This window comes from Pseudomonas sp. B7, assembly GCF_016735645.1.
In the GTDB taxonomy this organism is placed as follows: domain Bacteria; phylum Pseudomonadota; class Gammaproteobacteria; order Pseudomonadales; family Pseudomonadaceae; genus Aquipseudomonas; species Aquipseudomonas glycinae.
Genome location: NZ_JAERRE010000006.1, coordinates 269337 through 284382 on the forward strand (window position 1 = coordinate 269337; position 15046 = coordinate 284382).

11 protein-coding genes are annotated in these 15046 nt (G+C 58.8%); 8 read left to right on the plus strand and 3 right to left on the minus strand.

The genetic code is table 11. The features are described 5' to 3' along the window. The first annotated feature begins 145 nt into the window (after positions 1–145). On the plus strand, positions 146–292 hold the full coding sequence (locus JKA62_RS15975; protein WP_164872147.1) for a hypothetical protein: 147 nt from the start codon (positions 146–148) through the stop codon (positions 290–292). Between the two features lie 3 nt (positions 293–295). Here the strand turns inward: JKA62_RS15975 and JKA62_RS15980 are convergent, their stop codons facing one another. Then, on the minus strand, positions 296–892 hold the full coding sequence (locus JKA62_RS15980) for a TetR/AcrR family transcriptional regulator (protein WP_011334172.1): 597 nt from the start codon (positions 890–892) through the stop codon (positions 296–298). A gap of 119 nt (positions 893–1011) precedes the next feature. Here JKA62_RS15980 and JKA62_RS15985 point away from each other — a divergent pair, with 119 nt between their 5' ends. From JKA62_RS15985 to JKA62_RS15995, 3 genes are read left to right on the plus strand one after another with little or no spacing between them, the layout of a single operon-like run. Beyond that, complete coding sequence (locus JKA62_RS15985; RefSeq protein WP_011334171.1) at positions 1012–2169, plus strand: MexC family multidrug efflux RND transporter periplasmic adaptor subunit; 1158 nt, start codon at positions 1012–1014, stop codon at positions 2167–2169. A 27-nt stretch (positions 2170–2196) separates the two neighbouring features. After that, a complete protein-coding gene (locus JKA62_RS15990) occupies positions 2197–5328 on the plus strand; it encodes an efflux RND transporter permease subunit (RefSeq protein WP_011334170.1) in 3132 nt (1043 codons plus the stop codon). Positions 5329–5331: 3 nt separating this feature from the next. Continuing rightward, positions 5332–6741 carry an efflux transporter outer membrane subunit gene (locus JKA62_RS15995; protein WP_011334169.1) on the plus strand — a complete coding sequence of 470 codons (1410 nt, stop codon included), beginning with the start codon at positions 5332–5334 and terminating at the stop codon, positions 6739–6741. Positions 6742–6836: 95 nt separating this feature from the next. Here JKA62_RS15995 and JKA62_RS16000 read toward each other — a convergent pair whose 3' ends face one another. Then, entirely contained in the window at positions 6837–7400 is a 564-nt protein-coding gene (locus JKA62_RS16000; protein ID WP_011334168.1) for a TetR/AcrR family transcriptional regulator, read from the minus strand. A gap of 531 nt (positions 7401–7931) precedes the next feature. On the opposite strand from JKA62_RS16000, the gene JKA62_RS16005 reads away from it, so the two are divergent. Both JKA62_RS16005 and JKA62_RS16010 read left to right on the plus strand, forming a co-directional pair. Continuing rightward, entirely contained in the window at positions 7932–10043 is a 2112-nt protein-coding gene (locus tag JKA62_RS16005) for a 3-hydroxyacyl-CoA dehydrogenase NAD-binding domain-containing protein (RefSeq protein WP_011334167.1), read from the plus strand. Positions 10044–10173: 130 nt separating this feature from the next. Continuing rightward, positions 10174–10956: an SDR family NAD(P)-dependent oxidoreductase gene (locus JKA62_RS16010; protein ID WP_011334166.1), complete on the plus strand. Its 783-nt coding sequence runs from the start codon at positions 10174–10176 to the stop codon at positions 10954–10956. Positions 10957–10961: 5 nt separating this feature from the next. Here the strand turns inward: JKA62_RS16010 and JKA62_RS16015 are convergent, their stop codons facing one another. Next, positions 10962–11543 (minus strand): TetR/AcrR family transcriptional regulator, encoded by a 582-nt coding sequence (locus JKA62_RS16015; protein ID WP_201818584.1) that lies wholly within the window; start codon positions 11541–11543, stop codon positions 10962–10964. A gap of 403 nt (positions 11544–11946) precedes the next feature. Here JKA62_RS16015 and JKA62_RS16020 point away from each other — a divergent pair, with 403 nt between their 5' ends. Together JKA62_RS16020 and JKA62_RS16025 are read left to right on the plus strand one after the other, a co-directional pair. Beyond that, a complete protein-coding gene (locus tag JKA62_RS16020; protein WP_201818587.1) occupies positions 11947–13371 on the plus strand; it encodes a DUF1329 domain-containing protein in 1425 nt (474 codons plus the stop codon). A gap of 21 nt (positions 13372–13392) precedes the next feature. Further along, on the plus strand, positions 13393–15039 hold the full coding sequence (locus tag JKA62_RS16025) for a DUF1302 domain-containing protein (protein WP_330932832.1): 1647 nt from the start codon (positions 13393–13395) through the stop codon (positions 15037–15039). Positions 15040–15046 lie beyond the last annotated feature (7 nt).

The following is a 15046-nucleotide window of genomic DNA, read 5'->3' on the forward strand; positions in this document are numbered from 1 at the left end:
CCGCCGCTGGCCGGAAAGAACTGGCACGATTTGCAAAATCGCTGGCGCGATCTGCAAAGCTTTCACCTCGCTCGGAGGGCCAGACTCGAAGCACCCATAACAATAAAACTGCGTTCGGCCCGCGGCCGGACGATGGAGGTGTTCGATGCGTCGGTTCCTGTTTGCTTTGCTCGCGGTCGCATTGGTTTCGGGTGCGCTGTATTCGCAGCACCGGCCAGCTGGCCACACCGTTGTCCATCATTCCAGTCACCCTCCGGTCGCCAGCATCAGCGATGCCTTCACCCATTTTTGAGCGTTAGAGCATTTTTTCCGGCAAGCAGGCGTCCTCGCGCAATTGACTACCAGCCAGCGCGCCATGCAGGAACATTTGCTCAAGGGTGCGTGCCGAATCGGCGTTGGCGGCTCGCCCGCGCTGTTCGGCATCCACCAGGCCATACACCAGAGTGATGAACAGCTCGGTGAAAATCGCGGCGGTGATGTCGATGCGAAACAACCCTTGTTGCTGGCCTCTCAGAAAAAATCCGTCCAGCGCCTCCAGGTAAAACTGCCAGCGTGTGTCGCCCCGTTCGAAATCGAGAAAGTCGGGGCGGTAATGTGCCATCAGAAACGCCAACAACTCGCGATGGGCGAGGTGTTCGCGGATCAATCGACGTAACGCGTCCAGCGCCTGCAAATGCTGCAAACCGGCACGGCGAATAATCAGATTGAGCGTTGCTTCGGCGTGTTCTTCCAGTCTTTGCACCAGGTTTTCCCGTGTTCCGCAATAGCGGTGCAGGGTGGCCTTGCTCACGCCTGCCAATTGCGCCAGCTCTTTCATGGTTGCCCTCGGCCGGTTGACGACAGCCACGGTCAACGATTTGAGCAGGTGTTCTTCATGGAAAATCAGGTTCATCACCAAGCCTCAAGCGATCGTAATGTAAGATTCATATATTTCTCACATGAGACATTATTGACTCATTAGGATTTGAAAAGTAGCATTCGCACCAAATTCAATCAAGCCTTGGGTGAGTTATGGGCAATTTGCGTGCAGTAGGGATGGCGGGGTCGTTGGCAGTTGCCATTGCGCTGGCCGGGTGTGGACCAGCGAATGAACAGGCGGATATGGCTGAAGTGGCGCGTCCGGTAGAGGTGCTTGCAGTGAAGACTGAGCCACTGGCACTGACGTCAGAGCTGCCGGGGCGGGTGGAACCGATGCGCGTTGCGGAAGTGCGTGCGCGGGTGCCGGGCATCGTGATGCAGAAGCGTTTTGAAGAGGGCGCTGATGTCAAAGCCGGCGACCTGCTGTTCCAGATCGACCCGGCACCGCTGAAAGCAGCCTTGTCTCGCGCCGAGGGTGAACTGGCCCGTGCGCAATCCGTTGCCCTTGAGGCTCAGGCGCGGGTCAAGCGTTATGAACCGTTGGTGAAGATCGAAGCGGTCAGCCAGCAGGACTACGACAGCGCCATGGCCGATTTGCGCAGTGCTCAGGCGGCCACGCGTTCAGCCCAGGCTGATCTGCAAAGCGCCCGGTTGAACCTGGGTTATGCCTCGGTGACCGCGCCGATTTCCGGGCGTGTCGGCCGCGCACTGGTCACAGAAGGCGCCTTGGTCGGTCAGGGTGACGCAACGTTGATGGCGCGGATTCAGCAGCTGGATCCGGTGTATGTCGACTTCACCCAATCGGCCGCTGACGCGCTGCGTCTGCGCGAATCACTCAAGGGCGGCAAACTCTCCGCCGACGACAACAAGGCGTTGTCGATTCGTGTCGACGGCACTGCTTACGAGCGTCAGGGCGCCCTGATGTTTACCGATGTCGCCGTTGACCGTGGCACCGGCCAGGTGTCGTTGCGTGGCAAGTTCGCCAACAGTGACGGCGTGTTGCTGCCGGGCATGTTCGTGCGCGTGCGCACACCTCAAGGCACCGACAATCAGGCCATTCTCGTGCCACAGCGCTCGGTGCAGCGCGGCAGCGATGGCGGGGCGCAAGTCATGGTGGTCGGCGCCGACGGCCGCGCCGAAGCGCGCACTGTGGTGACCGGTTCCATGCAGGGTTCGCGCTGGCAGATCAGTGAAGGCCTGAAGGCTGGCGATCAGGTGATTGTCAACGGCCTGAGTGGCCTGCAGGCAGGCGCCAAGGTCGCGCCTGCTCAGCCTCAAGCCCAGGCGCTGACGCCTGAGTCGAAACAGTAAGGGCGCCGTCGCCGCGAGGATATTCCGATGTCTCAGTTTTTCATCAAACGCCCGAACTTCGCCTGGGTGGTGGCGTTGTTCATCTCTCTGGCCGGTCTGCTGGTCATTCCGATGCTGCCGGTGGCGCAGTACCCCAACGTCGCGCCGCCGCAGATCAAGGTGACGGCAACCTATCCCGGCGCCTCCGCGAAGGTGCTGGTGGACTCGGTCACCAGCGTGATCGAAGAGTCGCTCAACGGTGCCAAGAACCTGCTGTATTTCGAGTCGACCAACAACTCCAACGGTATCGCCGAGATCGCAGTGACGTTCCAGCCGGGCACCGACCCGCAGCTCGCTCAGGTTGACGTGCAAAACCGTCTGAAAAAAGCTGAAGCGCGGATGCCGCAAGCCGTGCTCACCCAAGGTCTGGAAGTGGAGCAGACCAGTGCCGGGTTCTTGCTGATCTATGCGCTGAACTATAAGGAGGGCACCCAGCACAGCGACACCACCGCACTGGGCGACTACGCCGCGCGCAATATCAACAACGAGCTGCGCCGGGTTCCGGGTGTCGGCAAGCTGCAGTTCTTCTCCTCCGAAGCGGCGATGCGCGTCTGGCTCGACCCACAGAAACTGGTGGGCTACGGGCTGTCCATCGACGACGTCAGCGCGGCCATCCGCGGCCAGAACGTACAAGTGCCGGCCGGCAGCTTCGGCAGTACGCCGACCAGCAGCCAGCAGGAACTGACCGCCACCCTGGCGGTGAAAGGTACGCTGGACAATCCGGAAGAATTCTCACGCATTGTCCTGCGTGCCAACGAGGACGGTTCCACGGTCAAACTGGGCGACGTCGCCCGCGTGGAAATCGGTCAGGAAAGTTACAACTTCAACTCGCGTCTCAATGGCAGACCTGCCGTGGCAGCGGCGATCCAGTTGTCGCCAGGCGCCAACGCAATCCAGACCGCAACCGCAGTCAAGCAGCGCCTGGCCGAACTGTCGGCGTACTTCCCGGATGACGTGGAATATTCCGTTCCTTACGACACCTCGCGTTTCGTTGATGTCGCGATCGAGAAGGTGATTCATACCCTGATCGAAGCGATGGTCCTGGTATTTCTGGTGATGTTCCTGTTCCTGCAGAACATCCGCTACACCCTGATTCCGTCGATCGTGGTTCCAGTGTGTCTGTTGGGCACGCTGATGATGATGTACCTGATGGGCTTCTCGGTGAACATGATGACCATGTTCGGCATGGTGCTCGCCATCGGCATTCTGGTGGACGACGCAATTGTTGTGGTGGAGAACGTCGAGCGGATCATGGCCGAGGAGGGCTTGTCGCCGGTCGATGCCACGGTGAAAGCCATGGGGCAGGTATCGGGCGCGATCATCGGTATCACCCTGGTGTTATCGGCGGTGTTCATGCCGCTGGCGTTCATGTCCGGCTCGGTCGGTGTGATCTACCAGCAGTTCTCGGTATCGCTGGCGGTGTCGATTCTGTTCTCCGGTTTCCTTGCCCTGACGTTCACCCCGGCGCTATGCGCCACGCTGCTCAAGCCGATTCCACAAGGGCACCATGAAAAGCGCGGCTTCTTCGGCGCCTTCAACCGTGGCTTCGCCAAGCTCACCGATCGCTATTCGGTGCTGAACAACGGGCTGGTGGCGCGCGCCGGCCGGATGATGTTGGTGTATTTGGGCATTATCGCCATGCTCGGCTTCTTCTACCTGCGCCTGCCGGAATCCTTCGTGCCGGTGGAGGATCAGGGCTACATGATCGTCGACGTCCAGTTGCCACCGGGCGCGACTCGCACCCGTACCGAAGCGACCGGCGAACAACTGGAGCGCTACCTGGCTACCCGCGACGGGGTTCAGTCGACGTTCCTGGTGTCCGGCTTCAGCTTTTCCGGGATGGGCGATAACGCAGCGCTGGCATTCCCGGTGTTCAAGGACTGGTCGGAGCGTGGCGAAGATCAATCGGCCATGGCGGAAGTCAATGCGCTGAACGAGCAATTTGCCGTGACCAACGACGGTGCGGTGATGGCCGTGCCACCGCCGCCGATTGACGGGCTGGGCAACTCCGGTGGTTTCGCCTTGCGCCTGCAGGATCGTGCCGGTCTGGGCCGCGAAGCATTGCTCGCTGCCCGTGACCAGGTGCTCGGTCAGGCCAACGGCAACCCGAAAATCCTCTACGCCATGATGGAAGGCCTGGCCGAGTCGCCGCAATTGCGCGTGGTGATCGACCGTGACAAGGCACGCACCCTGGGGGTGAGTTTTGAATCAATCAGCAGTGCGTTGTCTGCCGCGTTTGGTTCGGAGGTGATCAACGACTTCACCAACGCCGGCCGCCAGCAGCGCGTGGTGGTGCAGGCCGAGCAGGGCGACCGGATGACTCCGGAAAGCGTGCTCAAGCTTTATGTACACAACACCGCGGGTGATCTGGTGCCGCTCAGTGCTTTCGTCACCACGCATTGGGAGGAAGGTCCGGTGCAGGTGGTGCGCTACAACGGTTATCCGTCGGTGCGCATCGTCGGTGATGCGGGGCCGGGCTACAGCACCGGTGAAGCCATGGCGGAAATGGAGCGTATCGCTGCGCAATTGCCGGCCGGCTTCAGCTACGAGTGGACCGGTCTGTCCTATCAGGAGAAGGTCTCCAGCGGTCAGGCCACGCAGCTGTTCGCGCTGGCCATTCTGGTGGTGTTCCTGCTGCTGGTGGCGCTGTACGAGAGCTGGGCGATTCCGCTGACCGTAATGCTGATCGTGCCGATCGGCGCCATCGGTGCGGTGCTCGCGGTGATGGTCGCCGGCATGCCCAACGACGTGTACTTCAAGGTCGGTTTGATCACCATCATCGGTCTGGCGGCGAAAAACGCGATTCTGATCGTCGAGTTCGCCAAGGAGCTTTGGGAGAAAGGTTACAGCCTGCGCGACGCCGCGATCGAGGCCGCACGGCTGCGCTTCCGGCCAATCGTGATGACGTCTATGGCGTTCATTCTCGGCGTAGTGCCGCTGGCACTGGCGACCGGGGCAGGTGCCGCAAGTCAGCGGGCGATCGGTACCGGGGTGATCGGCGGCATGCTCAGCGCGACGCTGCTGGGGGTGTTGTTTGTACCGATCTGTTTTGTCTGGGTGCTGTCGATGCTGCGCAGTAAACCTGCGCCCATTGAACAACCCGCTTTGACTCAGGAGTGACACATGCGTATTTCAGGATTTTCTACGCTGGTGATCGCCATGCTGCTGGCCGGTTGCTCGTTGGCGCCGACCTATGAGCGGCCCGTTGCACCGGTCGCGGACAACTGGGCGGGCGAGTCGCTGAAACAAGGCGCTCCGATCAACCAATTGGCGTGGCAGGCGTTCATCGTCGATCCCGATCTGCGCCGTCTGGTGGAGGTTGCGCTGGATAACAATCGCTCATTGCGCCAGACCCTTCTGGACATCGAGCAGGCTCGGGCGCAGTACCGAATTCAGCGGGCTGATCGGGTTCCCGGGCTGAATGCAAGCGCGTCCGGCAATCGCCAGCGCTTGCCGTCGGACTTGGCCAGCGACGGCCGGGCAGGGGTGGCCAGCCAGTATCAAGTCGGCCTGTCGCTGCCCGAATACGAGCTGGATCTGTTTGGCCGGGTCAAAAGCCTCAGCGACTCTGCGCTGCAGGAATATCTGGCTACCGAAGAAGCCGCCCGCGCCGCGCAGATCGCGCTGATCGCCGAAGTCAGTCAGGCCTATCTGGTTCATGACGGCGCCCAGCGTCGTCTGGATTTGACTCAACAAACCCTGAGCAGCCGCGAATACTCGTTCGCGCTGATCAGCCAGCGCCGCTCCAGCGGCACGGCGACTGCGCTGGATTATCAGGAAGCACTGGGGCTGGTGGAGCAGGCGCGGGCCGAGCAGGAACGCAATCTGCGCGAGAAGCAGCAGGCGTTCAACGCGCTGGTTTTGCTGCTGGGGACAAAGGATGCAGGGAAAGTGATTCCCGAGCGGCTGACGACGCAGCCGATGCTGGTGCAGGACATCGCCCCGGATACCACCTCGACGCTGATCGAGCGCCGGCCGGACATTCTTGCGGCCGAGCATCGACTGCAAGCGCGCAATGCCGACATCGGCGCGGCACGGGCGGCGTTCTTTCCGCGTATCAGCCTGACCGGCAGCTTTGGTACTTCCAGCGCGCAGATGTCCGGTCTGTTCGACGGTGGCTCGCGCTCCTGGAGTTTCGTGCCGAACCTTTCGCTGCCGTTGTTCGATGCCGGTCGCAACAGTGCCGGGCTGAGTCTGGCCGAAGCCCGCAAGGATTCAGCCGTGGCGGCCTATGAAGGCACGATTCAGACGGCGTTCCGCGAGGTCGCCGATGCATTGGCCGCCACCGACACCTTGCGCCGGGAGGAAGCCGCGCGCCGCGCACTGGCCAACACCAGCACTGAAACCCTGAGTCTGGCCAAGGCCCGTTATGAAGGCGGTATCGACAGCCACCTGCGTTATCTCGATGCCCAGCGCACCAGTTTCGTCAACGAAACGGCGTTTATCGAAGTCAGCACTCAGCGCCAGATTGCCCTGGTCGATCTGTTCCGTTCGCTGGGTGGAGGATGGTCATCACAAACAAACGTCAGATAAATCCTGGCAAGAGCTCCTTTGGGTTGGCGCATCCAACCTTTTGCCCCGTAGACCGAGAGGTCACGGGGCTTTTTTGCAGGAGGATAGAGTGTGGATTATTGGGGTTTTACGTTAGCGGCACCGTGCAGGAACATCTGTTCCAGCACATTGGCCGAGTTGGCGCTGGCCGCGCGCCCACGGCGCTCGGCATCGACCATTCCGAAGATCATGGTCAGGAACAGCTCTGTGAAAACGGCTGCCGTGATATCGATGCGAAATGCGCCCAATTGCTGGCCGCGCAGAAAAAAAGCATCCAGGGCATCGGCATAAGATTGCCAACGGTCGCCCTCACCGTTGACTGGAAAAGTGTCGGGTCGGTACTGAAAGAGCAGGAAAACCAGCATTTCACGATGCGCCAAATGCTCATTGATCAAACTGCGCAACGCCTGCACCGGCTCTCCGTGCAGCAGGTCGGTTGTGGTGGTGATCTGGTTCAGCACCGTCTCACCGTGGCTTTCCATTATCTGCACCAAGTTGTCGCGGGTGCCGCAAAAGCGATGCAGCGTAGCCTTGCTCACGCCTGCCGCTTCAGCCAGTTCCTTGAGCGTCGCACGGGGGCGATCAACGATGGCCAGGGCAAGCGCCTTGATGAGTCGTTCGTCTTGAGGAGTCAGGGACATCAGTCGGTCTCGAATCGTATTTCAGTCCTCGGAATTGTGCAGGAAAAGCTCATTACTGCAATGAAAACCACAGAACTTGAGCAACTTACTTCATCTGAGACGAAATAAGCTCAACGCCCGGCTCACAAAGCTGAACGGATTTCGGGGTATTTGCATGTCATGAACTGCAAAATACCTGGCGTGATCTGCCAAGCTTTTGCATCGGTCGTTATCCAGAATCGAAACCCTCAATAACAAAAGACACTGCATTTGGCTCCCGCCAGATGACGGAGGTTTGCGATGCGCCCGATTCTATTTTCCTGCCTGGCCCTGACTCTCGTCTCCCTCGCCATCTACTCGATTCATAGCTTCTACTCAGTGGGCTCATACGGTGTGTTCAGCCCGGTCAGCTGGAACCCGACAGCACAGTCGCAGCCAGCCTATCCCGTTGCCAGCATCGGTGATGTTTTCCGGAAATTTTAAAACGCCGCGGATATTCGATCTTCAATCACGCCCTCTCAACACCCTGAATACGTCAGTAAGGGACACTCCATGTGTGACCTGATCCATTACCGCGTCGTAGATGGCCTGGCGCTGATCGGTCTTGACCGTGCGCCGGTCAACGCACTCGACCAGACCCTACGTGCAGCCCTCATTGATGCCTGTGAGCGTGCCGCTACGGACATAGCGGTGGGTGCGGTCATTCTCTATGGGGTGCAGGGACTGTTCAGTGCTGGTACCGACATCAAAGAATTCGGGACCGAAGCGTGCTTCGCTGAACCTGACTTGCCTGGCATCCTGACTCGCTTGAGCGCGCTTCATAAACCACTGATTGCGGCGATCGGTACGTTTGCGTTAGGAGGAGGGCTAGAGCTGGCCCTGGCCTGCGGATACCGGATTGGTGCGCCAGATGCACGGCTAGGGTTGTCGGAAATCAATCTTGGTCTGATGCCTGGCGCCGGCGGTACGCAACGCTTGCCCAGGCTGATAGGCGCCGAATCGGCTTTGAACCTCATTCTTTCAGGTGAGCAGATCGATGCCGAGCGTGCTCGAATGCTCGGCATTCTTGACCGTATCTCCTCCAGCACCGAACAGTTGCTGGAAGAGGCGCGCGCTTATGCCAATGAGTTGATCGAATGTTGTGCTCCTGCGCGGCCAGCCGAAGCATGGCCAAACCCCGCCGAGGACTTGCCCGATGATTTCCTGGCGCGTTATCGCGTGGAGCATGAGCCGCGCTGGAAAAGTCGACTGGCGCCCAGGTTGGTGCTTTCTGCGCTGGAGGCCGCCTGCCTGTTGCCGTTGGAAGAGGGACTGGTGCGGGAATTGACGCTGTTCAAGCAGGCTGAAGCATCACGTCAGTCGAAAGCATTGCGGCATGTTTTCTTCGCAGAACAAGACGCGCGGCGAACGCCCCGGATCGATACGGCTGATCCGTCGCGCAAGATCAACAAGGTTGCCGTGATCGGTGCAGGCACCTTGGGTGGAGGCATCGCGATGAGCTTTGCCGATGTAGGGATTCCCGTTGCGCTGATGGATCTTGATGGGCGCACGCTGGATCGCGGTCTCAAACGTGTTCGTGAAAACTATCAACTCAGCGTCAAGCGCGGAAAACTCAGTGCCGTGCAAATGCAGCAGCGGATGGAACTGCTGTTTGGCACGCTCGACTACGCAGACCTTTCAGATGCCGACCTGATCATTGAGGCGGTATGCGAAAAGATGGAGAGCAAGCATCAGGTGTTCCTCGCTCTGGAGAGCGTGTGTAAGCCAGGTGCCATTCTTGCGACCAATACGTCGTCGCTGGATATCGATGCGCTCGCGAAGATGGTCTCTCGTCCGCAGGATGTCATTGGCATGCATTTCTTTAGTCCGGCCAACGTCATGCGATTGGTGGAAATTGTGCTTTGTCAGACGACAGCGCCGGACGTCGTAACCGCTGTCATGGACATCGCCAGACGTATCGGCAAACTTCCGGTCATCTCCGGTAACAGCGCCGGCTCCATCGGTAATCGCATGCTCGAACCCTATGCCCGCGAAGCTCACCGTCTGGTACTGGAGGGGGCGACGCCGGTCCAGGTTGATGCAGTGCTGACCAGTCTGGATTTGAATATGGGCGTATTCAGCATGCTGGATCTGGCAGGTATCGATGTGAGCTTTCTAATGCGCGACGCCAATCGTGAAGCCATCGCCCATGACCAGAGCTACTGCTGCCTTGCCGAGGAACTGTATGCCTTGGGACGGTACGGGCAAAAGACCGGACGTGGCTTTTACCTCTACGAGGGACGTAGTCCAAGGGAAGACCGGGAAGTCATCATGCTGGCAGAGCAGCTTGCCCGTGAACACAACGTTACGCGTCGCAACATCGAAGATCTGGAAATTCACGATCGCTGCCTGTTTGTAATGATCAACGAAGGCATTCGCTTGCTGGACGAAGGTATTGCGCTGCGTGCCAGCGACATCGATCTGGTGTGGATCAACGGCTATGGCTTTCCCGCGCATCTCGGAGGCCCCATGCATTACGCCGAGCAGTTGGGCCTGGAAACGGTGCTCAGCCGCATCCATCACTATCGCAGCGCGCTTGGCGAATACGGTGAGATGTGGTTTCGCCCAGCGGCGCTTCTGGAACGTCTGGTAGCCGCCGGCAGATCTCGCATCGAAATATTCTGAAAATTCCCTTTCTCCGGACGAGAGCGAGTCATGAGGACGACCACGCATCTGCCTCATGCTCGCCCGATTTCGGAGAAAGGGACCTGTTACCCGTAGAGCGCGCCAGCGCGATTCATTTCGAGGTGTGTTGATGACTCAAGATTTCATTCAGAATTTTTCGCTTGCCGGCCGAACTGTATTGATCACCGGCGCCTCCAGCGGCATTGGAGCTCACCTGGCAAGGGTCGCTGGGCATGCCGGCGCCCGGGTTGTGCTGACTGCACGACGCGTCGAAAGACTCGCACAGGTGGCAAAGGACATTGAATGGGATTGCGGGCAAGCGCTGTCCGTCGAACTCGATGTGACTGACCGGAACAGTGTCGAAGCGGCGTTCGATGCGGCCGAAGCACATTTTGGCGTGGTTGACGTGGTACTCAACAACGCAGGTATCGGTAACGGCCAGCGTCCACTCGAAATCAGTGAAGAGCAGTGGCGTGAGATGCTTTCAACCAATCTGGATGGCGTCTGGCGTGTCGCCCAGGTTGCTGCACAAAGGCTGGCAAAGGCCGGACGTAAGGGCAGCATCGTCAACGTGGCCTCGATACTCGGACTGCGCGTTAGCACCGGTTACAGCCATTACTGCGCTGCAAAAGCCGGGGTGGTTCAGCTGACCAAGTCACTGGCGCTGGAGCTGGCGCGGTACAACATCAGGGTCAACGCCATCGCGCCAGGTTATTTCAAGACTGAAATGAACGAAGCTTTTTTTGAGGGTGACAAGGGCAACAGCTACATCCGCGATAGGGTGCCCATGCGTCGACTGGGTCAGTTACACGAACTGGCCGGTCCCTTTTTGCTGTTAGCGAGTGACGCCGGTGCATTCATGACTGGCAGCGTACTGACCGTGGATGGAGGCCATCTGGTCAGCAGCATGTGATCGGCTCAGTGACTGGCCACCAGCAGGGCCAGTGCGGCGCAAGCCGTCTCGGTTTCGGCTCTCAATCTATGCAGGTCTCCATGGGCGGACCACGCGATAGTCAACCCGTCAACCAGTTGGACCAGAAGCCGACTTGCGGCCTTTAAAAACTTTTCCCCCAGCTCTGCGCCTACAGCTCGCTCCAGTGCCTGCTCAGTCGCTTCAATGGCTACTGAGTAAATCTTGCTTGCCATTTCGGGGTCATTGCGCAGTGCCCAAAAAAACAACTCACTCTGCGCCTTGGCCGCGTCCGGATGATCGATGAACCAAGTGATCAACTGTCGCAGGACTTCGGCAGTCGTATCAGCGGCAGTTGTCCCGGCAGGGACGTGTTCCAACGCTTGATGAGGCAGGTTAAACAGTGACTCATAGACGGCATAGAAGAGGTCGTTCTTGGTATGGAACACGTAATGCAACGATGCCAACGGACAACCGGCCGCCGCCGCAATCCGTCGGGTCGTTGAATTGGCGACACCGTGCTCGGCAATCACTTTGATCGTTGCCTCGACGAAATCCTGCCGGCGTAATTCAGCGCCCATTCTGGCCATAGGTCAGCAATCTCCAATATTCCTGGCGCCCTTTATCGGTAAGGGCGCTGTCGACGCTTGCGGATGCTACAGCAACGAATCGCCTTGCGTCAGGGAAGAAACGGTGGTCTGAAACTGTCGCACCATTATTGGTAACGACTGTTTCGCAAATTCCCGATTTGGTGCGAACCGAAGAAACACTCGGAAATGTTTAACGAAACTCTCGTGGCTCGAATATATCCCGCGTCTCTGTAATCGATTGATTAAACGTGACTATTTCCCGCGCTTCAGACATTGGCACCAGCCTTGCTTTGATCAAGCGACTTGGTCAATTGATCAAGTCAGTTGATTAGGTTAGCGCAGGCAACGTGTTACTGCCGTCAAAGTGGCCACGGTGCCGATCAAGACCCACGAGGATCCTCCAATGAACACAGTGATTGAACGCCCCAATAACAATCTTTCTAAAGGCGTCGTACGCAGATGTTTGATCGCGGCCTTCGTCGCATCAACCTTCATCTGCACGGCGCAGGCGGCAGATAAGGATCCTGCATTGCTCGGCACAAAACTGACCCCGCTGGGAGGTGAGGCGGCGGCCAGCGCCGATGGTGTCATTCCTGCCTGGACACCACCCGGACCACAAGGCGGCGGTTGGAGCCACGGCCAGGTGCGAGGTCAGCAGTGGAAGTTCAAGGATGATAAACCGCTGTTCAGTATCGACTCAGGCAACGTCGCGAAGTACACCGGCAAGCTTTCCCCTGGCCAAGTGGAAATGTTCAAGAAGATTCCGGGGTACCGGATGGATGTGTATCCGACACGGCGCAGCTGTGGCGTACCGGATTTCGTCGCGGAAAACACGAAGAAGAATGTCGGTTTCGCGAAACTCGACGGCGACGGTCTGGCACTGCAGGAGGCTTACGTCCCCGGTATCCCATTTCCGTTTCCAACCTCGGGTGCCGAGGTTATGTGGAACATGAAAATGCGTTATCGCGGCGTCGGCTTCGATATGTCGAAAACCGTTTCCGGAATTTCGCCGCGAAAAGGGAGTGAAGACTGGCTGCGAACCTCCACGGACTGGTTCATGTACACACCATGGGGCGTGAAGGGCAGTGCGTTGTTTTCTTCATTCGATCGACTCGAAGTTGCGACCTACTTCAGCTACTCCGACCCCGCAGCCCTTGCCGGGCAGGCCGGCGTGGTGACGACCAAAGCTGGCGAGCAAGCCACTACGTTCTATTACTTCCCGGGCCAGCGCCGGGTACGTCGCATGCCGGCGTACTCCTACGACGCACCGCAAATCGGTCTGGACAATCAGTACACCATTGATGAGTCCAACGTGTTCTTTGGTCCGATGGATCGCTTCGACTGGAAGTTGGTCGGCAAGCAGGAAATGCTTGTGCCCTACAACTCGTTCGGCGCCTACGACAACTCGGCGAAGATTGAGGATGTGGCCAAGCGCGACTTCATCGCCCCCGAATCGCGTCGCTATGAGTTGCACCGCGTCTGGGTGGTTGAAGCAACCGTTCGCCAGGGCATGCGTCATCAGGCTCCGAAACGTCTGTTTTACATCGATGAGGACAGCTGGAACGCGCTGATGGCGGTGGACTACGACAAACAAGGGCAAATCTGGAAAGTCCGCGAAGGCTACACAATCCCGGTCTACGAGACTGGCACCTGCGATATGGAAGCCCAGGCGCAATACAACCTCGTTGATGGTCGCTACCTCTACGACATGACCTCCATTGGTACCGGCAAGAACGACCATCGCTGGCTCACCGATAGCGCCAACAACCCTCGTTTGAAACGCGACTTCTACACCTCAGACAATCTGCGCGCCACCAGCGAACGCTAACAGCGGCTTTCGGGAACAGACATGAAAAAAATAATCAGTAAAACCTCAGGTCTTGTCATCGCGTGTGCAACCCCATTTGCCATGGCGTTCACTTTTGAAACCGAAAACATCCGAGGCTCATTCGATTCCACTCTCGCTGTGGGCATGGGGTTACGGACCGAATCTCGCGGATGCAATCTCATCACCAGCAGTCCAGGCGGTCACAATCCTCCCAGCGGTTGTCTGGCTCCCAGCGCCAATATTGGTGACCAGGGCGACTTGGACTACGACCGGGGGGATCTGTTCACCAACTACATAAAAGGCACCCATGAACTGGTGCTTAAATTTCCCGAGGACTACACGTTCATGGCACGCGGGAGTTGGATACGCGACTTTGCCGCGACCGACACCAGCGGTGCGCTATCGGCCAACCGGCCTGAAGGTGTCGGGAGCGACGGCCTCACCAGCAGCGCCCGGGACGATCTGGAGTTCAAAGCGCGCCTGCTGGACCTGTGGGTGAGCAAGAGTTTCGATGTCGGTGAACAGCGTGTTCGTGCTCGTCTGGGTAATCAGGTCATCAACTGGGGCGAGAGCCTGTTCGCTGCCGGCGGCATCAACAATACCAACGCCTACGATGTCATGGCGTTGTCGCGTCCCGGCACCCAGCTCAAGGAAGCCCTGTTGCCAGCGCCGATGTTGAGCCTCGCGTCAGGGCTTGGTGCCGGCGTCAACATCGAGGCGTACTGGCAGTTCAACTGGAACAAAAGCGAGCTGCCTCCCGTGGGCAGTTATTGGTCCACGACCCATGCACTGGGCGAGGGCAGGGGAGCTTACGGTTACGACGAAAAGGACGCACGCAATGGAGGCCAATGGGGGGTGTCGCTGCGCTGGCAGCCTGACAACACCGATCTCAACCTCGGCCTGTACGTGATGCGTTATCACGACAAACTGCCGTCGTTGAGCATGCAGGTACTGGATCCGGAAACCTTCGCTTTGGCGCAAACCTGGAAGTATCCGGAGGACCGCATGATGTACGGCATCAGTGCCAACATGCCGGTCGGCGACTGGGCATTGGGTACGGAGCTTTCATATCGCCCAAAGGATGCGGTGCCGCTTAATCCAGTCATCGACGCCTGTGCCAGCAACGGTGGCAAGTGCTGGACGGATGAAAAGAAACTGCAATGGCACCTGACCGGCATTTACAGCATGACCCCGTCCAACTCGCCGACGTTGCTCGACCTCACCGGTGCCAGCACCGGTACGCTGCTGAGCGAACTCGTGGTCGTGAAATACCCGGGGCTGCATAACGAGTACGCCGGTGAACCGATTGCCGCCGGTCTCAATACCTGGCAACTGGATCCGTCCATCCCGCCGAGCGCCAAGGGCAACAAAACCTCTTCCGGAATCAGCCTCGATTTCAGCCTGACGTATGACAACACGCTGATCCCTGGCTGGCAGGTGACGCCGGGAGTGTTCTATTCGCAATCCATCAAGGGACGCACACCCAACCTGTCGGCGACGTTCACCGAGGATGCCAGCAGTATGAACCTGTACCTCAACTTCGTGCGCAATCCTGCGAGCTGGCAGATCTCGGCCAACTACGCCAAGTTCATGGGCGGCAAGACCCCTTACGATCAACTGCTGCGTGATCGCGATTACGTCGGCCTTGTGGTCTCCCGAACCCTATGAGGCACGC

Coding starts and splice junctions, on each gene's coding strand:
- JKA62_RS15975 (WP_164872147.1), top strand. CDS start 146: ATGCGTCGGTTCCTGTTTGCTTTGCTCGCGGTCGCATTGGTTTCGGGT.
- JKA62_RS15980 (WP_011334172.1), bottom strand. CDS start 892: ATGAACCTGATTTTCCATGAAGAACACCTGCTCAAATCGTTGACCGTG.
- JKA62_RS15985 (WP_011334171.1), top strand. CDS start 1,012: ATGGGCAATTTGCGTGCAGTAGGGATGGCGGGGTCGTTGGCAGTTGCC.
- JKA62_RS15990 (WP_011334170.1), top strand. CDS start 2,197: ATGTCTCAGTTTTTCATCAAACGCCCGAACTTCGCCTGGGTGGTGGCG.
- JKA62_RS15995 (WP_011334169.1), top strand. CDS start 5,332: ATGCGTATTTCAGGATTTTCTACGCTGGTGATCGCCATGCTGCTGGCC.
- JKA62_RS16000 (WP_011334168.1), bottom strand. CDS start 7,400: ATGTCCCTGACTCCTCAAGACGAACGACTCATCAAGGCGCTTGCCCTG.
- JKA62_RS16005 (WP_011334167.1), top strand. CDS start 7,932: ATGTGTGACCTGATCCATTACCGCGTCGTAGATGGCCTGGCGCTGATC.
- JKA62_RS16010 (WP_011334166.1), top strand. CDS start 10,174: ATGACTCAAGATTTCATTCAGAATTTTTCGCTTGCCGGCCGAACTGTA.
- JKA62_RS16015 (WP_201818584.1), bottom strand. CDS start 11,543: ATGGCCAGAATGGGCGCTGAATTACGCCGGCAGGATTTCGTCGAGGCA.
- JKA62_RS16020 (WP_201818587.1), top strand. CDS start 11,947: ATGAACACAGTGATTGAACGCCCCAATAACAATCTTTCTAAAGGCGTC.
- JKA62_RS16025 (WP_330932832.1), top strand. CDS start 13,393: ATGAAAAAAATAATCAGTAAAACCTCAGGTCTTGTCATCGCGTGTGCA.